The 24886-nt window shown below is 57.3% G+C and carries 22 protein-coding genes; 3 read left to right on the plus strand and 19 right to left on the minus strand.

The window, feature by feature from the left end; genetic code table 11:
• Nucleotides 1-43: 43 nt before the first annotated feature.
• The 13 genes from argF to P0G09_RS08795 all read right to left on the minus strand — a co-directional run bounded on the left by argF (nt 44) and on the right by P0G09_RS08795 (nt 15165).
• Complete coding sequence (gene argF, locus P0G09_RS08735; RefSeq protein ID WP_275252466.1) at nt 44-958, minus strand: ornithine carbamoyltransferase; 915 nt, start codon at nt 956-958, stop codon at nt 44-46.
• On the minus strand, nt 955-2160 hold the full coding sequence (locus tag P0G09_RS08740) for an acetylornithine/succinylornithine family transaminase (protein ID WP_275252467.1): 1206 nt from the start codon (nt 2158-2160) through the stop codon (nt 955-957). Before P0G09_RS08740 ends, argF begins: the two co-directional genes overlap by 4 nt.
• Nucleotides 2161-2388: 228 nt before the next feature.
• Nucleotides 2389-3243 carry an acetylglutamate kinase gene (gene argB / locus P0G09_RS08745; RefSeq protein WP_035393210.1) on the minus strand — a complete coding sequence of 285 codons (855 nt, stop codon included), beginning with the start codon at nt 3241-3243 and terminating at the stop codon, nt 2389-2391.
• A 157-nt stretch (nt 3244-3400) separates the two neighbouring features.
• Nucleotides 3401-4630, minus strand: coding sequence for a bifunctional glutamate N-acetyltransferase/amino-acid acetyltransferase ArgJ (gene argJ / locus P0G09_RS08750; protein WP_275252468.1), 1230 nt, complete (start codon nt 4628-4630; stop codon nt 3401-3403).
• A 156-nt stretch (nt 4631-4786) separates the two neighbouring features.
• Nucleotides 4787-5722 carry an N-acetyl-gamma-glutamyl-phosphate reductase gene (gene argC / locus P0G09_RS08755; protein ID WP_275252469.1) on the minus strand — a complete coding sequence of 312 codons (936 nt, stop codon included), beginning with the start codon at nt 5720-5722 and terminating at the stop codon, nt 4787-4789.
• Nucleotides 5719-7119, minus strand: coding sequence for an argininosuccinate lyase (gene argH / locus P0G09_RS08760; protein WP_275252470.1), 1401 nt, complete (start codon nt 7117-7119; stop codon nt 5719-5721). The genes argC and argH overlap by 4 nt, the downstream gene beginning before the upstream one ends.
• A gap of 338 nt (nt 7120-7457) precedes the next feature.
• Entirely contained in the window at nt 7458-8693 is a 1236-nt protein-coding gene (locus tag P0G09_RS08765; RefSeq protein WP_005928879.1) for an argininosuccinate synthase, read from the minus strand.
• 270 nt (nt 8694-8963) lie between these two features.
• On the minus strand, nt 8964-9812 hold the full coding sequence (locus tag P0G09_RS08770) for a GNAT family N-acetyltransferase (protein WP_275252471.1): 849 nt from the start codon (nt 9810-9812) through the stop codon (nt 8964-8966).
• A gap of 1 nt (nt 9813) precedes the next feature.
• A complete protein-coding gene (locus P0G09_RS08775; RefSeq protein ID WP_275252472.1) occupies nt 9814-10641 on the minus strand; it encodes an MYG1 family protein in 828 nt (275 codons plus the stop codon).
• Nucleotides 10642-10761: 120 nt separating this feature from the next.
• Nucleotides 10762-12135 carry a carbamoylphosphate synthase large subunit gene (locus tag P0G09_RS08780; RefSeq protein WP_275252473.1) on the minus strand — a complete coding sequence of 458 codons (1374 nt, stop codon included), beginning with the start codon at nt 12133-12135 and terminating at the stop codon, nt 10762-10764.
• A gap of 178 nt (nt 12136-12313) precedes the next feature.
• Nucleotides 12314-13066 carry an alpha/beta hydrolase-fold protein gene (locus P0G09_RS08785; RefSeq protein ID WP_097773053.1) on the minus strand — a complete coding sequence of 251 codons (753 nt, stop codon included), beginning with the start codon at nt 13064-13066 and terminating at the stop codon, nt 12314-12316.
• An 88-nt stretch (nt 13067-13154) separates the two neighbouring features.
• Nucleotides 13155-13922 carry an alpha/beta hydrolase-fold protein gene (locus P0G09_RS08790; RefSeq protein WP_275252474.1) on the minus strand — a complete coding sequence of 256 codons (768 nt, stop codon included), beginning with the start codon at nt 13920-13922 and terminating at the stop codon, nt 13155-13157.
• Nucleotides 13923-14085: 163 nt separating this feature from the next.
• The gene (locus tag P0G09_RS08795) at nt 14086-15165 is read right to left on the minus strand and encodes a branched-chain amino acid aminotransferase (protein ID WP_156066291.1); all 1080 of its coding nucleotides are present in this window, start codon (nt 15163-15165) and stop codon (nt 14086-14088) included.
• A 483-nt stretch (nt 15166-15648) separates the two neighbouring features.
• On the opposite strand from P0G09_RS08795, the gene P0G09_RS08800 reads away from it, so the two are divergent.
• Nucleotides 15649-16302 (plus strand): HAD family phosphatase, encoded by a 654-nt coding sequence (locus P0G09_RS08800; RefSeq protein ID WP_097773055.1) that lies wholly within the window; start codon nt 15649-15651, stop codon nt 16300-16302.
• 97 nt (nt 16303-16399) lie between these two features.
• Complete coding sequence (locus P0G09_RS08805; protein ID WP_156062430.1) at nt 16400-16795, plus strand: NifB/NifX family molybdenum-iron cluster-binding protein; 396 nt, start codon at nt 16400-16402, stop codon at nt 16793-16795.
• Between the two features lie 126 nt (nt 16796-16921).
• On the opposite strand, the gene P0G09_RS08810 is transcribed toward P0G09_RS08805, so the two are convergent.
• The gene (locus P0G09_RS08810; protein WP_156062431.1) at nt 16922-17866 is read right to left on the minus strand and encodes a LysR family transcriptional regulator; all 945 of its coding nucleotides are present in this window, start codon (nt 17864-17866) and stop codon (nt 16922-16924) included.
• 737 nt (nt 17867-18603) lie between these two features.
• Between P0G09_RS08810 and P0G09_RS08815 the strand changes: the two genes are divergently transcribed.
• The gene (locus P0G09_RS08815; RefSeq protein ID WP_275252475.1) at nt 18604-18852 is read left to right on the plus strand and encodes a DUF6061 family protein; all 249 of its coding nucleotides are present in this window, start codon (nt 18604-18606) and stop codon (nt 18850-18852) included.
• Between the two features lie 155 nt (nt 18853-19007).
• Here P0G09_RS08815 and P0G09_RS08820 read toward each other — a convergent pair whose 3' ends face one another.
• From P0G09_RS08820 to P0G09_RS08840, 5 genes are all read right to left on the minus strand, one after another.
• Nucleotides 19008-20663 (minus strand): RNA-binding domain-containing protein, encoded by a 1656-nt coding sequence (locus P0G09_RS08820; protein WP_275252476.1) that lies wholly within the window; start codon nt 20661-20663, stop codon nt 19008-19010.
• Between the two features lie 92 nt (nt 20664-20755).
• On the minus strand, nt 20756-20998 hold the full coding sequence (locus P0G09_RS08825) for a hypothetical protein (RefSeq protein ID WP_275252477.1): 243 nt from the start codon (nt 20996-20998) through the stop codon (nt 20756-20758).
• 76 nt (nt 20999-21074) lie between these two features.
• Entirely contained in the window at nt 21075-21224 is a 150-nt protein-coding gene (locus P0G09_RS08830) for a hypothetical protein (RefSeq protein WP_270834591.1), read from the minus strand.
• A 216-nt stretch (nt 21225-21440) separates the two neighbouring features.
• On the minus strand, nt 21441-21818 hold the full coding sequence (locus P0G09_RS08835; protein WP_275252478.1) for a hypothetical protein: 378 nt from the start codon (nt 21816-21818) through the stop codon (nt 21441-21443).
• A gap of 243 nt (nt 21819-22061) precedes the next feature.
• Nucleotides 22062-24860 (minus strand): Eco57I restriction-modification methylase domain-containing protein, encoded by a 2799-nt coding sequence (locus P0G09_RS08840; RefSeq protein WP_275252479.1) that lies wholly within the window; start codon nt 24858-24860, stop codon nt 22062-22064.
• Nucleotides 24861-24886: the final 26 nt, after the last annotated feature.

Below are 24886 nucleotides of genomic sequence, written 5' to 3' on the forward strand. Positions count from 1 at the left end.
GGAGCTGCAGTTCCCATGCAGCCCCGGGGCTCTTTCTCATTTTTTACAGACCGGCCAGCAGGATGGCCAGCACGGCTTTCTGCACATGGAGACGGTTCTCGGCCTCGTCAAAGATCTCGTCGGCGTGCTCTTCAAAGGCAGCGGTGGAGATCTCCTCGCCCCGGTGCGCAGGCAGGCAGTGGAGGAGCATGGCATCGGGCTTTGCCCCCTCCATCAGCCTGCTGGTCACCTGAAAGCCCGCAAAGTCCCGCAGGCGGCGCTCACTTTCGGGGGTACCGGGGGCCGTATTCCATGCGGCGGTCACCACCACATCGGCATCCTTCACACCCTCGGCGGGGTCGGTGAGCAGGTGAAACTTTTCGCCATACTTGTGGGCGAACATCAGCACGTCGGCGGCAGGGCGGTAGCCCTCGGGGCAGACGCAGGTCACACGCATCCCTGCCAGCAGGCCGCCCACGATGAGGCTGTTTGCCATGCTGCAGCCATCGCCAATAAAGCAGAGCTTCTGGCCCTCCAGCGTGCCCCGGCGCTCCCGGATGGTCATCAGGTCGGCCAGCACCTGGCAGGGATGGGCGTAGTCGGTCAGGCCGTTGATCACGGGCACACCGGCCAGCTCGGCAAACTCTTCCAGATCGCACTGGCGGTAAGTGCGCCAGACCACGCAGTCGTAGTAGCGGCCCAGCACCCGGGCGGTATCCTTGAGGGGCTCGCCCCGGCCGGACTGCAGCTCGGTGGCGGCGTTCATGTAATTGCCCAGACCGCCCAGCTGGTAGACACCCACCTCAAAGCTGGTGCGGGTGCGGGTGGAATTTTTGGAGAACATCAGCGCCACGCTCCTGCCCTTGAGCAGCGCCGGGGTCGTCCCGGCCTTCTGCTCTGCCTTGAGCTCCTCCGCCACATCAAGGATGTGGTGGAGCTCAGCGGGGGAGAGGTCGCTCATTTTCAGCAGATGTTTCATGCCTGCTCCTTTGGAGCCTTCTGCTCCATCTCGGTCAGCACCTCGTTCAGGATGCCCAGAGCCTTTTCCACATCGTGGGCGGTCAGGGTCAGCGGGGGCAGCAGGCGCAGGCGGCTCTTGGCCGTGAGCACCAGCAGGCCCTTTTCGCGGCAGGCGGCCAGCACATCCGCGGCCTGGATGCCGCCAAAGAACTCGATGCCCACCATCAGGCCAATGCCGGAAAGGTTCTTGACCATGGGCAGCTTGGCCAGACCAGCACGCAGCTGGACGGCCCGCTCACTGACATTGGCCAGAAAGCTCTGATCCATCCGATCCACCACCACATTGGCACCGGCGCAGACCACCGGGTTGCCGCCAAAGGTGGAACCGTGGCTGCCGGGGCCCATGCCCTCGGCGGTCTTTTCGTTCAGCAGAACGGCACCGATGGGCAGGCCGCCGCCCAGGCCCTTGGCCAGCGTGACGATATCGGGCTTGAGGTTGTAGTGCTCACAGCACAGGAAGGTGCCGGTGCGGCCCACGCCGGTCTGCACCTCGTCCACGATGAGGACAAGGTCCTTTTCATCACAGAGGGCGCGCACAGCCTGCACATACTCAGGGTCCAGCGCCATCACGCCGCCCTCGCCCTGGATCAGCTCCAGCATAATGGCGCAGGTATGGCGGTCCACCAGTTCCCGGAGGCCCTCGATGTCACCGGCGGTGGTATAGACAAAGCCCTCGTTGAAGGGGCCAAAGTAGTTGTGGAACACCTCCTGACCGGTGGCGGTCAGGGTGGCAATGGTACGGCCATGGAAGCTGTTGACCAGCGTGATCACAACATCGCGGCCCTTGCCGTAGTGATCAAAGCTGTACTTGCGGGCGGCCTTGATGGCACCCTCGTTGGCCTCGGCACCGGAATTTCCGAAGAACACCTTGTTCATGCCGGTGCGCTTGCACAGCTTTTTGGCCAGCTTACCGCAGGGGGCAGTATAGTAAAGGTTGGAGGTGTGCTGCAGCTTGTGGGCCTGCTCGGAGACGGCCTCGGCCCAGGTCAGGTCGCAGTAGCCCAGGCTGTTCACGCCGATGCCGCTGGTGAAATCCAGATACTTCTGGCCCTCGGGGCCGGCGGCATACAGGCCGTGGCCCTTTTCCAGTGCAATGGGGTTGCGGTTATAGGTGTGCAGGACATATTCGTTGTCCCGCTTGATGACTTTTTCGGAATCCATAGATATACCCTCCTTGGTTAGCGTCCTCGCCCTCTCAGTCTCGCATTCGCTCGCCAGCCCAGGTTGTGGCTCCCAGCAGCTGCTTCGTGCAATTGCACTCGCACCTTGCTGGCCACTGCCCCAACAACTCCTCCCTCAATCCGCCACTGGCGGCGGTCGTCGTCGTTGCCCCCAAAGGGGGAGCCTATTCATCTTTATTATATCGCCCGATATAATTTTCAGCAAGCCTTATTCCTGATGGCTGCGGCGGTAGAACCGGGTGCCGGAGCCCCGGTTGGAGAACAGCTCCAGCAGGATGGAGTGGGGCACGCGGCCATCGATGATGACCGCCTCGTGGACTCCCTGATAGATGGCATCGGCCATGCCGCCGATCTTGGGGATCATGCCGCCCGCAATGATGCCGGCAGCCTTGTAGCCCTCGATCTCGCTGACCTCCACCTCGGGGATAAGGGTGGTCTCATCGTCCTTATCCCGCAGCAGGCCGGCGATATCGGTCATGGAAACCAGCTTCTCGGCCTTGAGGGCAATGGCGATCTGTGCGGCGGCGGTGTCGGCGTTGACATTATAGGCCTGGCCCAGATCGTCCATGCCCACCGTTGCGATCACAGGGATATAGCCGCCATCCAGCAGGGTGGAGATCAGGGTGGGGTCCACATGGATGATCTCGCCCACATGGCCCAGCGCGGGGTCCAGCTCGGTGCAGCGGAGCATCTGGCCGTCCATGCCGCACAGGCCCACGCCGCGGCCGCGCAGCTTTGCCACAAGGTCCTTGTTCACCTTGCCGGCCAGCACCTGCTGAACGATCTCCATGGCAGCGTCATCGGTCACGCGCAGACCGTTGTTGAAATGGCTCTCCACGCCGACTTTTTTCAGCATCTCGTTGATGGCCGGGCCGCCGCCGTGCACCAGCACCACCCGCACCCCCAGCAGGGTCAGGGTGACAAGGTCGTTCATCACGGCGTTTTTCAGCGTCTCGTTGATCATGGCGTTGCCGCCGTATTTGATGACCATGGTCTTGCCATGGTATTTCTGGATGTAAGGGGTCGCCTCCGAAAACAGGAGGGCCATTTCTTCGTTTTTCATATACTCTCCTTGCCGCCAGCTCGCTTGCTCCGGCATTCATTTTCCACCAGACAAACTCCTTCCGTCATCGCTGCGCGATGCCACCTCCCTCAAAGAGGGAGGCTTTCAGGCTCCCTCCGTGAGGGGGCTGTCGCCGCAGGCGACTGGAGGAGTTCCATTAAGTTCTATAATCCCCGTTGATCTTCACATAATCATAAGTCAGATCACAGCCCCATGCCTTGGCGTTGGCATCGCCGGTACCCATATCCACCTTGACAAGGATATCATGCTCCGCCAGAACTTTGGCGGCCTCGTCCTCGCTGTAAGGGTGGTAGGCGGCGTTCTCGCAGACATAGACCTCACCTGCGGCACTGCTCAGCCAGACACAGACCTTGTCGATGGAGAAATCGCCGGGGGTGTAGCCGATGGCGCAGAGGATGCGGCCCCAGTTGGCATCGCGGCCAAAGACAGCAGCCTTGAACAGGTTGGAGCAGACCACGCTGCGGCTGACGGCACGGGCCGTTTTCAGGTCGGGGGCGTGGGTCACCTCGCAGGTGATGAGGTGGGTGGCACCCTCGCCGTCACCGGCGTGCTCGGCGCACATGTGCTCAGCAATGGCGGTCAGGGCCGCCACAAAGGCATCGTAGTCGGCGTTCTCTTCGCAGATCTCGGGGTTTCCGGCCAGACCGGAAGCCATAATGATCAGGGTATCGTTGGTGGAGGTATCCAGATCCACGCTCATCTGGTTGTAGGTGCCGGGCACCACGGTCTTGAGGGCCTTTTCCAGCAGAGCGGGGGAAACGGCGGCATCGGTGGTGTAGAAGGCCAGCATGGTGGCCATGTTGGGGGCGATCATGCCGCTGCCCTTGCCAATGGCACCCACGGTGCAGGTCTTTCCGCCCAGCTCAAACTGGATGGCGTACTCCTTTTTGTGGGTATCGGTGGTCATAATGGCCGTGGCCGCATCGGTGCTGCCCTGCGCAGTGGCCGCCAGCTTTGCGGCGGCGGCAGGGATTCCCCGGGCAAAGGGGTCAATGACCATGGGCTGGCCGATGACACCGGTGGAGGCGGGCAGCACATCCTCGGCGGGGATGTGCAGCGCCTCGCCCACCAGCGCACAGCACTCCTCGGCCAGAGCCACGCCGTTGGCGGCGCAGGTATTGGCGTTGCCGCTGTTCACAAGAATGGCCTGTGCATAGCCGTCCTTCAGGTGGGCACGGTCCACCTTGATGGGTGCACCGCAGACCTTATTGGTGGTGTAGACACCGGCGGCGGCACAGCGCACCTCCGCCTTGATGAGTGCCAGATCGTATTTTTCATTATGGTTTGCGCGGATGCCGCAATGCACGCCAGCCGCTGCAAAGCCTTTGGGGGCACAGATGCCGCCCGCAACTTCCTTATACTGCATAACGATTTTCCTTTCCCACAAAGAAATACTCCCTCAGTCACGGCATTCGCCGTGCCAGCTCCCTCACGGAGGGAGCCTTTGCGTAACCGTCAGCTGCAAAAGCCTCCCTCTTCGAGGGAGGTGGATGCGAACACCGTGAGCAGACGAAGGGAGTTTTTATTCCAACCCTTTGGTTTCTTCCAGACCCAGCATCAGATTCATACACTGGACTGCCGCGCCGGACGAGCCCTTGCCAAGATTATCAAACAGGGAGACCAGCATCATCTGATCCCCGGCGGCGTTCACGGTGCTGTACAGCTCCATGCGGTCGGTACCGGCCATGGCGTTGGAATACAGGCCATTCTCGGGCAGCGGCTCGTTCAGGGCGTGCACCTTGATGGTGGCGGCATCCCTGTAATACTCCGCCAGCCCTGCGGCCACCTTTTCGGCACCGCCCCAGACCGGCTGGAAGGGCACCAGCACCTGCATCCCGCTGTAATAATCGCAGACCACAGGCACAAAGGCGGGCGGGTTTTCCAGCCCGCTGATCTTCTGCATCTCGGGCAGATGCTTATGGGCAAGGCTCAGACCGTAGCTCTTGGGTGCATCCAGCTTGCTGTGGGCCGGACGGTCGGGGCTTTCGTAATCGGCGATCATCTTTTTGCCGCCGCCGGAATAGCCGGAAATACCGGTGCAGCTGTAAAAATCACCCGCTCCGGCAAGGCCCAGCTCCACCAGAGGCCGCATGATGCTGATAAACCCGCTGGCATAGCAGCCGGGCACCGCCACGCGGCAGGCGTTTTTGATCTTTTCCTTCTGGCCCCTGAGTTCCGGGAAGCCGTAGACCCAGTTGGGATCCGTGCGGAAAGCCGTAGAAGTATCCAGCACCTTGACATCCGGACGGAGCAGGGGCATGACCTCTCTGGAGGCGGCATCCGGCAGGCAAAGGAAGGCGAGGTCAGCCGAATTGATGACCTTTGCCCGCTCGTTCACGTCCTTGCGGCCCTCCTCGGAGATGGAGAGCAGTTCAATTTCGGGCCGGGCGGCCAGACGGTCGGCAATGCGCAGACCCGTGGTGCCTGTGGAGCCGTCGATAAAGACCTTTACGCTCATGCGTTGTTCGCCTCCCATGCGGCCAGCTGGTCCATGGCCAGCCGGATCTGGTTATTGACGCTTGCCTCGCTGGGGCCGCCGTAGCTGGTGCGGCCCTCACAGCACTTGATGAGGTCGATGGCATCATAGATATCGTTCTCGAACAGGGCGCTGTAGCCCTTGAATTCGTCAAGGGTCAGTTCCTCCAGGGTCTTATCCTTTGCGATGCAGTCGGAGACCATGCAGCCGGTCAGCTTGTAGGCATCCCGGAAGGGCATCCCCTTCTTGGTCAGGTAGTCGGCGCAGTCGGTGGCGTTGATAAAGCCCTTGGCGGCAGCGCGGCGCATGTTGGCCGGCAGGGTCTTCATGGTATCCAGCATGGGGGTGACGGTCTTGAGGCACAGCTCCAGCGTATCCACCGCATCGAAGATGGCTTCCTTGTCCTCCTGCATATCCTTGTTGTAGGCCAGCGGAATGCCCTTCATCATCACCAGCAGGGTGTTCAGGTCACCATAGACGCGTCCTGTCTTGCCGCGGATCAGCTCGGTGACATCGGGGTTCTTCTTCTGGGGCATGATGGAGGAGCCTGTGGTAAAGGCATCGTCCAGCTCGATGAACTTGAACTCCCAGCTGCACCAGAGGATGATCTCCTCGGAAAGGCGGGACAGATGCATCATGCAGATGGAGATGGCATTGGCCAGCTCGATGCAGAAGTCACGGTCAGAAACGCCGTCCAGGCTGTTGGCACAGGGTGCGGCAAAGCCCAGCTTTTCGGCGGTGAACTGACGATCCAGCGGGTAGGTGGTACCGGCCAGAGCGCCGGAACCCAGCGGGCACTGGGCATCCATGCGGGCGGTGGCATCCTCAAAGCGCTGCAGGTCGCGCAGGAGCATGGAGGCGTAGGCCATCAGCGCATGGCCAAAGGTGATGGGCTGGGCGCGCTGCAGGTGGGTGTAGCCGGGCATGACAGCGGTGATATTCTCCGCGGCCTTCCTGCAGATGACCTTGATGAGCTCCACGATGTAAGCCTGCAGGGTGTGGCTGTAGTCCCGCAGGGTCAGGCGGATATCCAGCGCCACCTGATCGTTGCGGCTGCGGCCGGTGTGCAGGCGCTTGCCTGCATCGCCGATGCGGGCGGTCAGGGTCTGCTCCACGAAGGTATGCACATCCTCGGCGTTGGGGTCGATCTCCAGCGCACCGCTTGCCAGATCGTCGGCAATGGAGGCCAGCCCGCTGAGGATATCCTCGCAGTCCTTTTCGGAGATGATGCCCTGCTTGGCCAGCATGGCGGCGTGGACCCCGCTGCCGCGCATATCCTGCGCGATCATCCGCTGGTCAAAGCGGATGGAGGAGTTGAAATCATTGACGCGCGAATCGACCGCCTTGGAGAAGCGGCCCTTCCAGAGTTGTTCTGCCATCGTTATTGTCCCTCTATCTCAAAATGTTAAAGCTCTGCGCAACCAAACCCCTCAGTCTCGCATACGCTCGACAGCCCCCCTAATAGTGGGGCCCTTGGCATAACGGAAAACTCGCATATCCTCACGCAACGCCAGGGCCGCCCCTACTAGGGGCGGTGGCAATGCGAAGCATTGACGGTGGGGTTGAATACCTTTAGAAACGGCAAAGCCGCCGCAGGGGAAAACGCTCCTGCGGCGGTGCCGCCGGCAACTATGCCGGTTTTGGAACTCCGTTGTGAAAGTGTAGAAAACACACCGGAGAGAAAGTTGGCTTTGTGTGATCCCGGTGGATCAGCCGCTTAGTCCTCGATCTTCGGCCAGCTCTTGGACAGCTTTGCACGCTCCTTGATGGACAGGCCGAACAGGTTGATGAAACCTGCTGCATCTGCCTGGTTGTAATCCTCGTCCTCACCAAAGGAAGCGGTCTGCTCATCGTACAGGGTGAACGGAGAGGTGACACCAGCGTTGATCATGTTGCCCTTGTACAGCTTCAGCTTCACGTCACCGGTCACGGTCTTTGCCAGGCTGTTGGCAAAAGCATCCAGAGCCTCACGCAGCGGGGTGAACCACTGGCCGTTGTAGACGATGTCGGCATACTTCTGTGCCAGCTGCTCCTTGAGGTGTGCGCTCTCCTTGTCCAGGGTGATGGTCTCCAGAACATTGATGGCCTTGTACAGGATGGCACCGCCGGGGGTCTCGTACACGCCGCGGCTCTTCATGCCCACCAGACGGTTCTCAACGATATCCAGCAGGCCGATGCCGTTCTCGCCGCCCAGCTTGTTCAGGTACTCCACCAGCTCCACAGCGCCCATCTCCTTGCCGTCAACGGCAGTGGGAACGCCCTTTTCAAAGTGGATGGTCACATAGGTCGGGGTGTCGGGAGCCTGCTCAGGGCTGACACCCAGCTCCAGGAAACCGGGGTGGTTGTACTGGGGCTCGTTGGCGGGGCTCTCCAGATCCAGACCCTCGTGGCTCAGATGCCACAGGTTCTTGTCCTTGGAGTAGTTGGTCTCGCGGTTGATCTTCAGGGGGATGTGGTGAGCCTCGGCGTAGTCGATCTCTTCGTCACGGCTCTTGATGTCCCACTCACGCCAGGGAGCAATGATGGCCATATCGGGGCACAGGGCCTTGAGGGTCAGCTCAAAACGCACCTGATCGTTGCCCTTGCCGGTGCAGCCGTGGCAGATGGCATCTGCGCCTTCCTTGATGGCGATATCGGCCAGAGCCTTGGCGATGCAGGGGCGTGCAAAGCTGGTGCCCAGCAGGTAGTCCTCGTACTTTGCACCAAACTTCAGGGTGGGGAAGATGTAGTTCTCCACAAAGTCCTTCTTCAGATCCAGAACGTACAGCTTGGAAGCGCCGGTAGCCTTGGCCTTTTCCTCCAGGCCGTCCAGCTCGGTGCCCTGGCCCACGTCACCGGAAACGGCGACGACTTCACAGTTGTTGTAGTTTTCCTTCAGCCAGGGAATGATGATGGAGGTATCCAGACCACCGGAGTAGGCCAGAACGACTTTTTTAATGTTTTCCTTTTTCATAATAAACGCGCTCCTTTTAATAAAAATACACTTTTGTACCCTGATGCGCACTTTCCCTTCGCATCCTCTGTCTTTGATTCGCGGTTGATGCTTTTATTATACGCCACGCGACTTTTCCGTCAATGCTGAAAACTGCCAAACATGCCGCGCATTTGCGGCAGGATTTGTTACACTTTGTATGTTTATGCAGTATTATTTGTTTATATTCAAATTTTATGCAGTTAAAATGTATATATGAAATGCAAAAAAGCGCCCCGAAGGACGCTTCCTTTATGCTTGATATCTTCCCAGGATCTCCTCCACCTGTTCCTGTGTCAGCGGGTGGGTGGGCTCCGGCTTTTCATTGCCCCTGCGCAGGGGCAGCCACCAGGTGGACAGGCCCAGCCAGCCGAACTTATAGGCAGTGTGGGGCTCACGGCCCACGCAGGTGAAGCCCAGGCGGGCATGGATACGCTCACTGGCGGGGTTGGGGTCTGCCACAAGGGCGTAGACATTCCAGTAACCCATCCCGTCCAGAATATCCAGCAGGGCGCGGTAGAGGGTATCCCCCACACCAAAGCCCCGGGCATCGGGGGCACAGTAGATGGTGCTCTCCACAGCCCAGTCGTAGGCCTCCCGGGGGTGGTAGCGGTGGGCGCAGGCGTAGCCCAGCAGCTTACCGTCCCCATCCCGGGCCAGCAGCAGAGGGATCAGCGCACGGGTGCTGTCCACCCAGTTCTCATACTCCGGCAGGGAAGAGGGCGTTACCTGAAAGGTTGCCGTGTGGTGCAGGACATACCAGTTGTAGATGTCCAGGATCTCCGCCGCATCGGCCCGGGTGGCCAGCGAGAGCCGGGGCAGGTTCTTCTCAGCCCATTCGGCGCACAGGGCTTCCTTCTGCGCTTTGGTCAGCTTTTTCAGGGCTGCTTCCCGGCGCAGGGCGGCAGATTTGTCTGTGCACCGTTCCAGATACGCGAACCGCTGTGCCCCCAGCGCACGGGTGCACTTGGCCCCCTTCCCGCTCTTGTGGGCGTGCAGGCGGCTGGCCGGGTCATTTGTCCAGCCCGTGTAGAGCTGGCCGCCTGCGCAGCGCACCATATAGACATAGGCCCGCTCCGTCTTCTCCGCTTCCCCGCTCATATCACAGTCTCCCGTTGTTTTTCAGCACCTGACGGCAGGCGGCCAGCGCCGTCTCCTTGTCCTTTGCGGTGATGAGGAAGCGGCTGGCGTGGCAGAAGCTGATGCCCTCGATGCCGCTCTTCTGCTCAATGACCTCCTGCGGCTGGCCCGCCCAGCTCTGGGGGAAGGGCAGCCTCGGCTTTTTGGTCTTGTGGTCGGTCACGCACTGGGCACTCCACCCGCCGCGCTGGCTGGGGTAGATGACGAAGAGGGCATCGGTCTTGTACAGGCCATTCTTCCAGGGCAGGTAGCAGGGCAGGATCACGATGCCGTCCCGGGAATTCTTATAGGCCTGCTGCACTTTCTCGTCGGCGCGGTTCACGGCGTTTGCGCTCTCGATCTGGTTTTCCAGGATCTGCTTTGCCACAGCCACCGCCTTGAAGAAGCAGGTGTCCTGATCCTCCTTGGAATCCCACACCGGGTTGAAGAAGCCAATGGCATCGCACAGGCTGTTCTGCTCGCCGGTGTTATCGTTCAGATCAAGGGGCTGGATAAAGTTTTCATCGATGAGCCGGGCCTGACGCTCCCCCACCAGCCCCGGGCCCAGCACCCGCCACAGCAGGCCGAAAGCCGCATAGGGGATGCCGTTGGCGCGGTACTCTCGGGGCTCCTGATGGTGATCGAACATGCCAAAGCCGATATCATACACGATGCCGTCGAAATCGTCCGGTACCACAAAGCCGCGGGTGATCCTGATGTCCGGCCGGATGATCTGCAGCAGCGCCGTTGCAAATACGTCGTCCGCATGGAACTTGCCGGCGTGGGTGAAGCCATTTGCAGGAATTTTCATAACAGCAATACCTCGTTCTCTTTCTTTGGGAACAGTATATCACATTCTGAAGCAGGGGACAATAAAACCCCGGAACATGGAGTTTTCTTCCTTGTCCCGGGGCTGTTCTCTAGCTTCTGGTCACTTTCTCTTCCGTGCTGTCTTTGTAACGGCGCGGGTGGGGGTCTTGGTCACAGCTGTGGTGGGCTTCACGACGGGGGAGAGGTTCGGCTTTTCGGTGAGGGCGGTGGTGGTGGGCTCGCCCAGTGCCAGCACCTCGGCCAGTTCCTTCTGCACCTTGGCGTTGACAGGGTCGTTCACAGCCAGCACATCGGAGTAGAACTGCTCCATCTCTTCGCGGGTGGAGAAGGTTGCAACGTACATCTGGTTGCCCATGGCACCAGACAGGGCCTCAGGGATGCGGTCCACCATCCGCATATTCTTCTGGTACTTCTGCATGATCTGCTCATGGCTATACACAAAGTTCTTGCCATCGCGGCGGCCCGCAAAGGGGCAGTAGTAGTGCTCGCCCACCGGCATATCCGTGCCGCCGAAGGCGATCATATCCGCCCAGATCTTGTACACGTTGGTGGAGCGGGCAAAGTTGATCATATCCGGGGTAAAGCCGCCGCAGGGGCGCATATTGACCTCCAGTGCCACGATCTTTCCCTTTTTGCCCATGCTGGCCTGATCCTCGGTCATGCGGAAGAACTCAAAGTGGACGAATCGGCTCTTCACGCCAAAGCTCTTGACGGCGGCACGTCCGGCGGCGCGGGTATCCTCGGGCAGATCCTTGATGATATAGTAGATGGAGTTATCGTTGTCGTTGACGATGTCCATGATGGACACCGGGCTGACATTGCCCGCCTCAAAGATGGGGTTGCCGCTGCCGTCGATGATGGCATCGTAGCTGTTGACCTCGGCGTGGACGAACTCCTCCATGATGTAGGAGAGGTCGGGGTGATAGGTGCTCTTATAGAGCAGGAAGCGCTTCAGCTCCTCATCGCTGGACAGCTTATGGGTATCGGAGGCACCCACACCGTTGTCCGGCTTGACCACCACCGGATAGCCCACCTCGTTGATGAACTTCCTGCAGCTTTCCAGGTCGTCCACCATGTGGTAACGTGCGGTGGCGATACCGGCCTTCTGGTAATACTCTTTCATCTTGCTCTTGTACTTGATGCGGGGCATATCCTCGGTCTGGAAGCCGGACTTGATGTTGAAGTCCGTGCGCAGGGCCGCATCCCGCTCCAGCCAGTACTCGTTGTTGGATTCCAGCCAGTCGATGCGGCCATACTTGAAGGCAAAGAACGCCACCGCCCGGTAGACCTCGTCATAATTCTCCAGACTGCCGACCTTGTAGTATTCGTTCAGACTGTCCTTCAGCTCCGGCCTCAGCTCATCATAGGGCTGGTCACCGATGCCCAGCACATTCATGCCGTTATTTTTCAGCTCCCGGCAGAACTGCCAGTAGTTGGTGGGGAAATTGGGGGAGATAAAGATAAAGTTGCTCATTGTTTTTGATTCCTCTTTCTTGTTCACGTCCTCGCCCTCTCCGTCATTGCTTCGCAATGCCACCTCCCCCAAAGTGGGAGGCCTTGGCAGTCCCTGCAAAGTTCACGGTTTTGCCAAAGGCTCGCCCTTTGGGAGAGCTGGCAAAGCCGCAAGGCTTTGACTGAGAGGGTGAGCCGCCTTATCCTAGAATATAAGGCATATAATACACGACCTGCTGATACCACCAATCCCAGTCGTGCTTGACATCATAGCCCCACAGGTCCACCCAGACAGGGATGCCTTTCTGCTCAAAGATCTGCTTGAGCTGCCGGGTGGTATCGGGCTGCTCCCAAGCACCCTGACCGCAGCAGATGACCGCTTTCCTGCTGCGGTAGAGATCCATATAGGGGTGATCGGTGGGGAAGTTGGCCATATAGTCCACGGGGGAGTTCTGGTAGACCACCTCGTCCATGTAATCGCCAAAGCCGTATTTTGCGGTGTAGATGCCGCTGAGGGCCAGACAACCATCGAAAAGATAGGGGAACCGCAGGTAGAGGTTGACGGCATGGGTCGCGCCCAGGCTGCAGCCAAAGGCGATCACGCCGGGGAGGCTGTCCCAGCCGTTGCGCTCCTTGGCGATATACTGGATCTTGGGCACAACTTCCTCCACGATGTAGCGGATCCACTGCTCATAGCGGCGGATCCGCCAGTAGGGGTCGCCGTTGGTGTCGGACCAGGTCTCCTGATCGATGGTGTCGATGGAGATGACCATGATCTGCCCGGATTCGATCCACGGAGCCAGCGTACCGGCCATGTGGAAGTCCTCAAAGTCGAAGAAACGGCCATCCTGACAGGGGATAAAGAGCATGGGGCGGCCTGCGTGGCCGTAGACCTTGCATTCCATCTCCCGGCCCAGTGCGGGGCTGTAATCCTTGAAGTATTGTGTTTCCATGTAGTTCCCTCCTCTATAAAAAACCTCTCAGGCGCTCCGCGCCTCTCCTACCCGGAGAGGTGGCATCCCGAAGGGATGACGGAGAGGTTCAATCCAGTTCATACATCAGTGTATGGAACACGAACGGCAGCTGCTTTTCCCAGCTGGCTTCGCTGTGGGTGCCGCCGGGCACCAGGCGGCTGGTCAGGTGGATGCCCCGGACCATGATCTTGCTGCACATCTCGGCAAATTCCCTGCGCATTCCCTCGTGGCTGCCCATCTCCTGGGAACCATAGTCCATGTAGAGCACCGTGCCGGGCTCCAGCTTTGCGCGGCCCACCAGACCGCTGAGCTTTTCAGGAGACACCCAGATCGACGGCGACAGGGCTGCCGCGCGGCTGAAGGTATCGTTATACTGCAGCAGAGCGTACAGGCTCATCAGGCCGCCCATGGAGCTGCCGCCGATGAACGTGTGCTCCCGGTCCGGCAGGGTGCGGAAATTGTGGTCAATGAAGGGCTTGAACCGGTGGATGAACCAGCTCATGGTCGCCTGCCCCTTGCCGTCAAAGTGGCCATAGATCGGGTCATCGAAGCGGTAGGGCGAATACTCCACAAGGCGCTCGTTGTTGGAGCCTGCATTGCACTCCACTGCCGCCACGATGAGCGGGGTATCGGTGTAGTCCAGATAATCCGCCACGCCCCAGCTCTTGCCGTAGGTGGCATCCGCATCAAAGAACACATTCTGGCCGTCGAACATATACAGCACCGGATACCGGCGCTCCGGGTCGGCTTCGTACATGGTGGGCAGGTAGACATACACCCGGCGCTGCTCCACGCCGTTCACCGCAGGATAGCTGACGCTCCATTTTTTGACCATATTCCAGTTCCCTCTCGTTTCTGTTTTTCTGCACATAGTCTAGCACTGTGCAGGCGGAAAAGCAATCGGGGAACAAAACCTATGATACGGCAAACGCCGCCTGGCGGCATTCCCACTCGGCGGCGTTTGCAAAAATTCTGAACAGAGAGAAGCGCGGGAAGGATCAATACTTCTTCTCAACCGGAACGATCCAGCCCTTGGTATCGGGGATCTTGCCCCACTGCATCCCGGTCATGGTGTCGTACAGCTTCTGGGTCACAGGGCCGATCTTGCCATCGCCAATGTAGGCGTGCTCACCCTTCCAGACCAGCTCCTTGACAGGGGAGACGACTGCGGCGGTACCAGTGCCGAAGACCTCCTCCAGCTTGCCCTCACGGGCGGCCTGCATGATGTCCGCAATGGCCAGCTTGCCCTCGATGACATCATAGCCCCAATCCTTCAGCAGCTCGATGCAGCTGCGGCGGGTAACGCCGGGCAGAACGGTGCCGACGGTTGCAGCGGTGTAGACCTTGCCGTCGATCTTGAACATGATGTTCATGCTGCCGACTTCCTCAACGTACTTCTTCTCCACACCGTCCAGCCACAGCACCTGTGCGTAGCCCTGCTCCTCGGCCAGCTCACCGGCCTTGATGGAAGCAGCGTAGTTGCCGCCGCACTTGGTGAAGCCGGTCAGGCCGGGAGCGGCACGGATGTATTCATCCTCAACGTAGATGCGGACGGGGTTGATGCCCTCGGCGTAGTAAGCGCCGGAGGGAGCACAAATGATGCAGAAGATATAGTGCTTGGAAGCGTGCACGCCCAGACCCACATCGTTTGCAAAAATGAAGGGACGGATGTACAGAGAAGCACCATCGGTATGGGGCACCCAGTCGCGCTCCACGTCCACCAGAGCCTCAACAGCCTGCACAAAATCCTCCTCCGGGATCTTGGGGATGCACAGACGGTCGGCGGAATCCTGGAAACGCTTTGCGTTGCACTCAGGGCGGAACAGCTGAATGGTGTCATCCGCGGTGCGGTAAGCCTTCATGCCCTCAAAGATCTCCTGCGCATAGTGGAACACCACCGTGGCCGGGTCCAGCGGGAAGGGTGCATAGGGGACGATGCGGGCATCGTGCCAGCCCTCGCCCTCGGTATAATCCATCACAAACATGTGGTCGGTAAATTTCTTGCCGAAGCCCAGCTTGGTCTCGTCCTGAGGCTTCTCCTTGGGAGAAGTGGTACGAGTGATCTTGATATCCAACATGATATATTTCCCTCTTTTCTGATCTCACACAGCAGATTTTGCGCGGCACGCGCCCGCACCTGAAATGCCGAATGTTGTTTTCTATTATAGTAGCATGAGCCGGATTTGCAAGGAAACGCAAAATCTTTCATGTTTGGGGGCTGTAAGTTGTCGCAAATTGTGATATTATTGCTGTAAGCAGGGCTTCTCCCACAGCGGCCCCTGCTGTTAAACCTCTCCGTCAAAACCTATCGGTTTTGCCACCTCCCCTAGTAGGGGAGGCCTTGGCAGTCCGGGCAGGTTTTCAGTTTTGCCAAAGGCTCCCCTATTAGGAGCAACAGCAACAACCGCCGCCAGTGGCGGATAAAGGGCGTTGCTGTTGGGGCCGCGGCCAGCAAGACATAAAATTGGATGCTGGGAGCCGCAGCCCGTGTCTGCCGAGCGATAGCGACGGCTGAGAGGTTAGACAAAGTATTATCTCATCAAGAAGGGAACCAATCCATTATGATCAACGGCGTGATTTTTGATATGGACGGCCTGATGTTCGACACCGAGCGGATGTGGGCTACTTTCTGGGAACCGGCGCTGGCGGCGCTGGGTCTGGAGTACAAGGAGGGCCTTGCCGAGGCTGAACGCGGCACGGCAGGCGAAACTTCCCGTAACATCGTGCGGCAGTTCTACGGAGAGGACTGCGATGCCAACGCCATCATCGACAGCCTGCACCGGGTGGCCGATGAGGAGTTCCAGAAACCGGTGCCCAAAAAGCCTGGGCTGGACGAGCTGCTGGCCTGGCTGGATGCCAACCACATCCCCATGGCAGTGGCCTCCTCCAGCCGGGTCCATGTCATCGAGGGCAACCTGAACAACTGGGGCCTGACCCACTACTTCAAGGCGCTGGTATCCGGCCAGCAGGTCAAACACTCCAAGCCCGACCCGGAGATCTTCCTGCTGGCGGCAGAAAAGCTGGGCACCGCCCCCGCCCACACGCTGGTGCTGGAGGACAGCTACAACGGTGTCCGCGCCGGTGCCGCCGGGGGCTTTGTCACCGTCATGGTGCCCGATCTGCTCCCCGCCGACGATGAAATGCGCGGCCTGTATACCATGGAATGCACCAGCCTGAACGAGGTGCTGGCCAAGCTGAAAACGGGAGAACTGTAATTGAGGGAAAGCTCCGCAAAAGGGTTCCCTGTTCCGGAGTTTTATTGTCTCCTGTGTTATGTTATAATAAAAGAAAAGAAAAAAGGAGATATCCCCCATGAAAATCGCAATCCCTTATGAAAACGGTATGGTATTCCAGCACTTCGGCCACACGGCAGAGTTCAAGTTCTACGAGGTCGAAAACGGACAGGTGACCGCCAGCGAGGTCGTTTCCACCAACGGGCAGGGCCACGGCGCACTGGTGGGCTTTCTGGCCCAGCACAATGCCAATGTGGTGTTCTGCGGCGGCATCGGCCCCGGGGCACAGAACGCCCTTGCACAGGCAGGCATCCAGCTGTTCGGCGGGATCAGCGGCCCGGCAGACGCGGCAGTAGTAGATTATCTGGCCGGAAAGCTCCGCTTTGACCCCAACGCCCATTGCGACCACCACGACCACGGCGAGGGCCACCATTGCGGTGAGCATCATTGCGGCGGGCACTCCTGCGGCCAGTAACCCATAACATCACAAAACCCCGGAGCGATGCATCACAGCAAACGCTCCGGGGTCATTTTATGCCTTAGAAGAACCGGCAGAAGCCAGGGCAGTGCTGTGAACGCTCTGCCTCATCTCGACAGCATTTTATTGGGACACAAAAGAGATGCTCTCGGTCTGCTTCGATTCGGCCGGGCGGGGCGGATCTGCTTTGGTCAGCATCTGCTGGAATTTCCGCGCCGCCGTATTCAGTGGGCGGTGGCGGTCGTAAACAAGGCAGATTGAACGGGTCGGGATGATCTCCTGCAGATGAAGCTGCACCAGCTCGCCCCGCTCCAGGCTATCCCTCGCCATGGGTTCCGGCACAAAGGCAAGGCCCAGCTCGCTTTTGACCAGCGTGAGCATCTGGTCGGTGGTGGCGGCTTCCGTATCCGGCTTGAGGACCGCGCCGTGATCCAGGAAGAACTGCCGGTACAGGCTGCGGGTCACGCTCTCGTCGCTGAGGGAGATGAGGGGATAGCTGCGCAGCTCCTTCAGGGTCAGGCTCTGACTTGCCAGCGCGGTGAAGGTCCTGCCACCCACCAGCACCTCGTAAAACGGCTTCAGCTCCACCATTTTCAGCCCTGACTCGATCTCCGCCGGGGTGCTCACAATGGCAAAATCCACCTCACCGTTCTTCACGGCCTGCACCGCCTGCGGGGTGGAGTGGTTCGAGATGCGCAGGCGGATGCCGGGATATTCGGTATGGAAATCCCGCAGCTTTTTGGAAAGATAAATGTTGAGCGCCGTCTCGGTGGCGCTGATGCTGATGGTTCCGTGCTCCAGCGTGGCACTGGCGCTCAGCTCCTCCTCGGCATCCTGGATCTGCACCGCCGCCGAAGCAATGCGGGAGTAGAGCATCTCGCCTTCCGGTGTCAGGGTCACACCCCGGTTGGAGCGGATGAACAGCACGCAGTTCAGCTGGCTTTCCAGTCGGTTCATCGAGTGGGTGATATTGGGCTGGTTGTTACCCAGCACCCGCGCGGCCTTGGTAAAGTTCTGATACTTCGCCACATAATAGAAGATCTTGTAATACTCCCAATCCACATACATGATATGCCTGCCTCCTCCATGTAAAAATCGCATTGCTGCCTTGTGCAGGATACTTTTTGCACATTCTTTCCCTGCCCGTATCATAACAACTGCAATCGAAAATTGCAAGAGGAAATTGAAAAATAGTACACCTATCAGGACGAGTACGGCAAGAGCTGCGACAAATGGGAGAGCTTTCCCACCAAAGAGGAGGCGGTCAAACGCCAGAAGCAGATCGAGCACGAGCTGGCGACCGGTAATTTCCTGATCGGACATGGAAAACACCGACCGTGCAAAAACCGTGCAACCATGGCTTACAAAACAAAAAAGCCATGAAATCTTTCGATTTCACGGCTTTTTCTGGTGCGATGGAAGGGACTCGAACCCCCGGCCTACTGATTCGTAGGAACCGAATGGCACATTTTGTCCATTTCATCATTTGACGTTAAAACGTTATTTTAATCGAATTACCGTTATTTTGCTGTTGTTATTCTATTGCATTCTTTGCATTGCTTGCACGTCTTTGCACCTGTTATCCATCCTTGCGATGTGCAGAAAATGTGCAAAAGTGTGCAGAGCCAAAATCAGCCCGGCAAAACAGGCTGTTTCGCACAGCCCCAAAAGCTGGATTTCAACGGTATTTATCACGCATAATCTTCCAGTTTTGTCCCGACAACAATCTTACATAACACATCGGTTCTATGGCAGGGTTTAGGACATCCGAACAGACACCATTTGATATAGAAATGAGGTTCACCATGAATAAACTGCTTTCCTGCCGCTACAATATGGACACCAACCGGGTGGAAGCCCGGTTCGCAGATGGCACCACTCTTGCCATCGACTGCATCGCCGTCGAGGATGAGTACGGCAACACCCCGGCACAGCGGGCGGAACTGGACTGGCTGCTCTACAACAAGCCCTTGGAGTATGCCCAGATGGTGCTGAGTGGGGAGATGGAGCTTTATCTTTCTCTCGGCTGCGACCACGGCAGGCTGGAGGATTGAGCCACAGAAAACGCGCAGCAAAAATGCTAATCGCGCAGCGCGCGTTTCAGCGCGCGATTAACGATTTCTGTTTTTATCGAATTGCAGTCATTTTCTGCCCTTTCCCAAGAAAATCGCACGTTTCTTTGCGCGTAATAATCGCGCGGCGCGCGTTTTTATCGCTGATTTTCTTTTAAGCAGTATCTCCTTCCGCGCCCTGCTCCTTTTACTTCAATCTTCCCTTCTTCTACAAGCTTTCGGAGAATACGGTATGCCTGATCTTTTGTGTATCCGCACAGCTCTTGTGCTTTCTGATTCGTAATCCACGGCTTATGCTTCAGATATTCAAGAATCCGATCCTTTGCTTGAATCTGGCTGACCGTCTTATCCTGCACATAGGCCACATCGGTTTTCACCGTTTCGTAGACCTTGAGGGACAGCATATAGGTCTTACCGTTCAGTTCCAGAAGCCCCTCGTCCCGGAGACTGTTCAGAACCTTGTGGGCATTGTCATCGGTTTCCTGAATCGTCTTTGCCGCCTGCTTCAGGGTGATTTTTTGGTGCTCCCGCAGATAGTGCAGAATCATCAGCTCCGACAGCGTGAACATCTTGGACCGCTTATCCTGCGTCTCTGCGATGAAACGCACGAAGTTCTGGTTCTCCATCGTGCTGCGAAGGGTCAGCCGGACAGAGTTGGGCGTGCTGGCATACTCCGGGTAGGGTTTGCCCTCGGTGAGCATACTCTGGAACATAATGTCCACGCCCTGCCCGGAACGCTGCACATACTTCAGGTGTTGAAGGGTCATGGCGATCAGCTTGTTCCGGGGAATGGACTGGTGGGTGATGATGTTGCTTTCGTTGATGTCCCCCGGAAAGCCGCCGGGGTTTTCAATCACGATCTTTGTGGGGTAGTGCTTGACGTAGACCGGTGCCATGTCCTCATAGGAGCGATGCGCCAGCGCATTCAGCAGCGCCTCCTGAAAAACCGCTTCGGAGAAATCGTACACCTCCAGCCGGAACAGCCCCACCTGCACATTGGTCAGGCGGTTATAGGTGCGGATGCGCTCGGTCAGCTTATCCAGAATCGAGATCACCGGCTCCTGCATATCCATGCGGTTGTCGTATTCCGTCTGCGCCTCGTCGCTGTAATGGAGGTAGATCACCTCCGCCTGGGGCAGCAGCCGGGCAATAGACGCTGCCTTGCCCACAAACAGCAGCCCTGCCACCGTCACACGCACTTCGTCCTTGTCCATGCGGATCAGGTTCAGGTTGTCCAGAAAGGTGGTATCTGCCAAATCCGGCAGGGCAGAGCCTGCATCCCGAATCCGCAGCTTCTCTTTCAGGCGGTACACTTCCAGCAGGTCAATGTCGCTTTCGGTTGCGCCCTCCACGATCTTTGCCGAAAAATCCGGGTTATCGGCAGGGGAGTACACATCGTTTGCCGGGTAGTCGGGCTTTGTCACGTTCCCCAGCCGTCTGTAATAGATGCCGCCGGTGGTGGCAACATGAGAATTGGATTTCTCCACCGATACCACCAGCACCACACCGTCAGAGGTTTCCACCGGCTCAATTTCGGTAAACAGGCTGGGCCGGGTCATATCGTAGATGGCTTCCATCAGTGCCTGCGGGTCGCTTTTAGGGCAGCCCGTAATGGTGCCGTCATCTTCCACACCAAACAGCAGAATGCCGCCCTTTGTATTTGCCAGCGCAACCGCACTTTTCACCGCAAGGTCTTTCCGCTGCCGGTAGTCCTTGCACTTCACCCACGACTTAAACTCCTGCCGGGTGCTTTCCCCGGCAGCAATCATTTTGCGGAGTGCTTGTTCGGTCATGGTGGGGCCTCCCCTCAACATATATTGCATTTCTGCCTTCAAAAAGGAAACAGGACGTACAGCTATAAACTGCACGTCCTGTTTTGGACTAATTAGCGATTCTTGTCAGACTGCGAGAGAACGCTGCCTGCAAGAGTTTTGGTCGTGCTGCTGTATTTCGGGCTATTCAAAGCTGCCGATGCAACGCCTTCCATTTTCTTTCCCGTCTGATGACCGCTCTTTGCCTGCGAGAGTGCACTTCCGGCAAGCTGCCGCTGAATCTTGGAAGTGCTACTGCTACGCAGCGCACGAGATGCCTGAGATGCAACAGACGAAGATGTCTTTTTGCTGTTCATATAAAAATCCTCCGTGTTATAAAAACAAGGAGGGCGAAGCCAACCCGATACCCTCAACGATCAAATCACGCAAGCATCACTTGCGTTTGCGGTGTTTGTTGTCACGAATGTGAAGTTCAAACGCCTTTTTGCCGTACTGCTTCGCGTACAGACGATGTCCGTTACGCAGCGTAATATACGCAGTGTAGACGATGGTCACATTCTCATCCATCCGATTGTCTCGCATAGTTGCACTCCTCCTTTCAAGCAACGCTCGAACACGACGGAACATTTTTCCGACGAATCCGTGGAATGCTTGAAAAAGCCGGAGCAACCGGGTATACTAATCATGGTTATAGGATTAGCTTTGAGCTTCTGCTCTGGCTTTTTCAAGGAAAGCACTTGTCGGATAGTTGCCGCTATCCGATGGGTGCTTTTTTATTTGTCAAACAGTTGGAAACTGTTAGACCAAAGGTTTTGCGGAATTTAGATCGAAAAGCATCAAGCCATCTTCGATCAATTCTCCGTCAACACGGTAACCGTGCTCTTGGAAATCGTTCTCTAACAATCGTTTGAACGTCGCAACCAAATCTTGCGAACTCCATCTTACAGAAAGCACACCGTTCTTCTTGGGCTTGTAAAACGTGGTTGCCTTTGGAGTTGTTCCTTCGCAAACCTGAAGCACCACCTGACGGCTTTCCTCATTGATGAGAAGTCGCACATAAGCCGGAGAGCCCAGCTTGAGCACAACCGCCTTATTAAATGTAAGCCCGTTCAAAGTGACTGAAAAGTAAGGGACGCCTTCAGAAAAATCGAAAGCCGAAAAACCGCTCAAATCCATCTTTAGACACCTCCTTCGTCCTTTTTAGTATAATCTCATTTATCTCGCATGTCAACCACATTTTCATCAAAAAATCTTCTAAAATTTTTTCGTCTACATTTTTGAATTTTTCGTGAACGCAGTTGCATCGCAATTTTGCGTTTTGTATTGTTTGCGCATTTGTCGTGTTTTTGCTTTTGATTGCGACTATTCGCGATTATTAGGGTTTATCATACAAGAATACGCATCTATAAGTGAGTATTTTCACTCCATCACTCTAATCGTACTCTCAATAAACGCAATCTCATCTTCCGTCAGCTCGTACTTCTTGTACAGCTTTTCATCCGTCCATTCTTCTGTAAAATCCTGATCGGGCACAAAGATAAAGTTTGCTCTTGCAATGTGCATGGAAGAATAGGTCAGACGCAGCATGAAGCGAGTAAACTTACACATCAGATACTGCTTGTAGTTTTTGATTTCTGCTTCGGTATCGAATGCACCCAGAACCAGATAGGAGAAGGTGTTCACCTCACCCGGAACCTCAATCCGGGGTGTTGTGATGGCCTTATAGCCCTTGGACGGGTCAATGCCAACCTCACCATTGCAGGGAACCAGAATGGAGATCGTTGCCTTGTACTTGTCGATCAGCTCCGCATTTTTCTTGACATCGCTTCTCTTAATATAGCCGGTGCCTTGGCTGTGAATAAGGGAAATGCAACCATCAAAGGGTTCTTTCTCACCACGAGCCGCCGAGGGGAAACCAAAGGCATCAATGGGCTGCACCCGATCGGTCAGGAAGTGTTCCGAACGGTTCAGAACCTTATGGATGATGGATAGCGATTCATTCGACCGAATGAAGATCTCCCCAAACTCATTGAGGTTGCGCCGCATGGTATGGCTTTCCAGACCGCTGACGTTTGTAACCTCGCAGACCTCCTCCTTATCCCGATCCCACAGGAAATAGCAAATGCCGCCTGCAATATCCACGGTGCTGAAACAGTCCTTGGAGTTTACAAAATCCGTCAGCCTGATCAGATGCGGATCGTTCAGCATCTCATTGCGGAAATCGTTCAGACCGATGCCGCCAGCATACCAGCGTGCCGGCATAATCATGGAGATATAGTGGGGCTGCATGGTTTTTGCCTGATCCACAAACAGGTTATAAACCGGGCGTGCCTGCTTTGCCGCAACATTGGCTGCGCTGCCGCCGCCTGTATCCTCCTGATACGGCGGATTGCCCACAATGGCATCAAATTTCATGGGCTGTCCCTCCTTTCCCCATGTATCGGTTCGCTGCAGCTTCTTTGCCAGACGCTGCGGGTCGTTTTCCATCCGTTCCAGCAGGTGCGGAATGTAGGTGGTGTTGACCGTCCAATCCTGATAGCCCACCAGCGTCCGCCGGGTGATGCTTTCTGCCATCCGGGTCTTGCACAGAACAAAGATCTGCTGCTCCACGGTCTCCTGCCAGAGAGCCTGTGTCTGCTCCAGCGGCAGCTTGTCCTCCGGGCCGGGCAGCTTCATGGCGTACAGGCTGTATGCCATATACAGGGGATACAGGCCGGATTTGGAGTTCATTTCCAGAATCCGTGCCTCCGGGTTGAGGAAGATGTCCTCCGTGACCTGCCCCTGATCCACCAGACGAGGTTCCTCCAGAACCTCCTGCGAATCGAGCTGCTCGTTGAGGAAGCAGTAACCGCCCACCATGCTGCTCAGATGAAGGTTCACCACCCGCCACGGGGTCAGAACGGTTTCCTTGTCGGGGTTGCGGAAGTGGCTGAAGATCTCGGCAATGCGCTTCACACGCTCGGTGGGCGGCAGCTCGTCCGCAGCCTTTGCCATGCGGCGGATGCGCAGACCCGCCCCGCTGACTACATCCTCATCGTAGTATTTCAACAGCTTGCGGAATAGCGGCTTGTCCACGGTTTTGGGCATGAACTCCTGCCAGGATTCCTCATCCACCAGCGTGATGAAGTCTGCCATCTTGATGCTCTCGGTCAAATCCACCTTGGCACCGTAAATCAGCAGGGGCAGACGGATGGACACATTTCGCAGCAGCCGGATGACCTTTTCCCGCTCTTTCTTCTGCTCTTGCAGTTTCTTGAGCAGGTCATCGTCCTCTTTGGTGCGCTCCCGCTTGGGCTTATTGGAAATCTTGTCTGCTTTTTCGTATTCCTCGCCCGTCAGCCCCTGATGGTTGATGTGGACTTTAGTTTCCTTTTTGGCGGCTTTCTGCTCGCTGAGCTTGTCCGACAGGGTATGGAACAGCTGCACATCGTCCTCGTCCATAACGATGCCGGTGTCCTGCTTGTAGACCGATTCATCGTCAAAGCCGCTCTTGATGGCTCTATCCACCGTCAGACGTTTGATCTGCCGCATCATTCTGGAGACGCTGTATGCAGTCATCTGGGTGCCGTCCACTGCAATCACCGGGCAGAAATTCAAAAACTCGCCCAGTGCCGCCCGGTTCTGCTCCTCGTTGGTTCGGCCCCGCTTGGTAATGCGGTTCACCTCAGAAATCACGTTCAGGGCACGGTCCGGGGCAAAGTCAAAGACGTAGCAGCGTTCCTTCTGTTTGCCGTCCAGCACTCCTGCCGACTGCACCCGGAAGATGGTCTGCATATAGCCGGATGCAGCCGTGCTTGCCGACCCGGTCAGCATCATCACAGCCGTCCACTCCGGCACTGTCACGCCGGTGGTCAGCTTGCCGCAGGAAATGGTAATGGTGTAGCGGTTCGCCTTGATGACCTGCTTTACCAGTGTCAGGGCGTTGTCGTAGGGCATTTCGGCATCGCCGTCACCTGCAACGTTAGCAACTTTATAGGCTCCAAATACAGGGTGGTCTTTCAGCAGTCTGCTCAGAGCACTGGCTTCTTTCACGCTCGGAACCATCCAGAGGGTATGCCGGAACATCTCCCGGTACTCCGGCGTGGAGTAGGGGTAGTTGCTCTCCGGGTTCTCCGAAGAAATCAGGTCCAGAAAGCTGCGCACATCGGCCTCGTGGACAAAATCACCCACCTGTGCGCCAGCCGGCAGAGGACGGAAATCCCGTGCAGGGTCGCCCACTCCCGCTTGCGTCTTTGCTCCTGCCG

Source organism: Faecalibacterium sp. DFI.5.82, assembly GCF_029076575.1.
Taxonomy (GTDB): Bacteria; Bacillota; Clostridia; order Oscillospirales; family Ruminococcaceae; genus Faecalibacterium; species Faecalibacterium duncaniae.

Excerpts from the sequence above, each read along its gene's own strand:
- argF (WP_275252466.1), bottom strand. The coding sequence starts at position 958 with ATGAAACATCTGCTGAAAATGAGCGACCTCTCCCCCGCTGAGCTCCAC.
- P0G09_RS08805 (WP_156062430.1), top strand. The coding sequence starts at position 16,400 with ATGAAAATCGCAATCCCTTATGAAAACGGTATGGTATTCCAGCACTTC.
- P0G09_RS08800 (WP_097773055.1), top strand. The coding sequence starts at position 15,649 with ATGATCAACGGCGTGATTTTTGATATGGACGGCCTGATGTTCGACACC.
- P0G09_RS08775 (WP_275252472.1), bottom strand. The coding sequence starts at position 10,641 with ATGAAAATTCCTGCAAATGGCTTCACCCACGCCGGCAAGTTCCATGCG.
- P0G09_RS08825 (WP_275252477.1), bottom strand. The coding sequence starts at position 20,998 with ATGAACAGCAAAAAGACATCTTCGTCTGTTGCATCTCAGGCATCTCGT.
- P0G09_RS08815 (WP_275252475.1), top strand. The coding sequence starts at position 18,604 with ATGAATAAACTGCTTTCCTGCCGCTACAATATGGACACCAACCGGGTG.
- argC (WP_275252469.1), bottom strand. The coding sequence starts at position 5,722 with ATGAGCGTAAAGGTCTTTATCGACGGCTCCACAGGCACCACGGGTCTG.
- P0G09_RS08830 (WP_270834591.1), bottom strand. The coding sequence starts at position 21,224 with ATGCGAGACAATCGGATGGATGAGAATGTGACCATCGTCTACACTGCG.
- P0G09_RS08795 (WP_156066291.1), bottom strand. The coding sequence starts at position 15,165 with ATGTTGGATATCAAGATCACTCGTACCACTTCTCCCAAGGAGAAGCCT.
- P0G09_RS08770 (WP_275252471.1), bottom strand. The coding sequence starts at position 9,812 with ATGAGCGGGGAAGCGGAGAAGACGGAGCGGGCCTATGTCTATATGGTG.
- P0G09_RS08765 (WP_005928879.1), bottom strand. The coding sequence starts at position 8,693 with ATGAAAAAGGAAAACATTAAAAAAGTCGTTCTGGCCTACTCCGGTGGT.
- argJ (WP_275252468.1), bottom strand. The coding sequence starts at position 4,630 with ATGCAGTATAAGGAAGTTGCGGGCGGCATCTGTGCCCCCAAAGGCTTT.
- P0G09_RS08835 (WP_275252478.1), bottom strand. The coding sequence starts at position 21,818 with ATGGATTTGAGCGGTTTTTCGGCTTTCGATTTTTCTGAAGGCGTCCCT.
- P0G09_RS08785 (WP_097773053.1), bottom strand. The coding sequence starts at position 13,066 with ATGGAAACACAATACTTCAAGGATTACAGCCCCGCACTGGGCCGGGAG.
- argH (WP_275252470.1), bottom strand. The coding sequence starts at position 7,119 with ATGGCAGAACAACTCTGGAAGGGCCGCTTCTCCAAGGCGGTCGATTCG.
- P0G09_RS08780 (WP_275252473.1), bottom strand. The coding sequence starts at position 12,135 with ATGAGCAACTTTATCTTTATCTCCCCCAATTTCCCCACCAACTACTGG.
- argB (WP_035393210.1), bottom strand. The coding sequence starts at position 3,243 with ATGAAAAACGAAGAAATGGCCCTCCTGTTTTCGGAGGCGACCCCTTAC.
- P0G09_RS08810 (WP_156062431.1), bottom strand. The coding sequence starts at position 17,866 with ATGTATGTGGATTGGGAGTATTACAAGATCTTCTATTATGTGGCGAAG.
- P0G09_RS08820 (WP_275252476.1), bottom strand. The coding sequence starts at position 20,663 with ATGACCGAACAAGCACTCCGCAAAATGATTGCTGCCGGGGAAAGCACC.
- P0G09_RS08790 (WP_275252474.1), bottom strand. The coding sequence starts at position 13,922 with ATGGTCAAAAAATGGAGCGTCAGCTATCCTGCGGTGAACGGCGTGGAG.
- P0G09_RS08740 (WP_275252467.1), bottom strand. The coding sequence starts at position 2,160 with ATGGATTCCGAAAAAGTCATCAAGCGGGACAACGAATATGTCCTGCAC.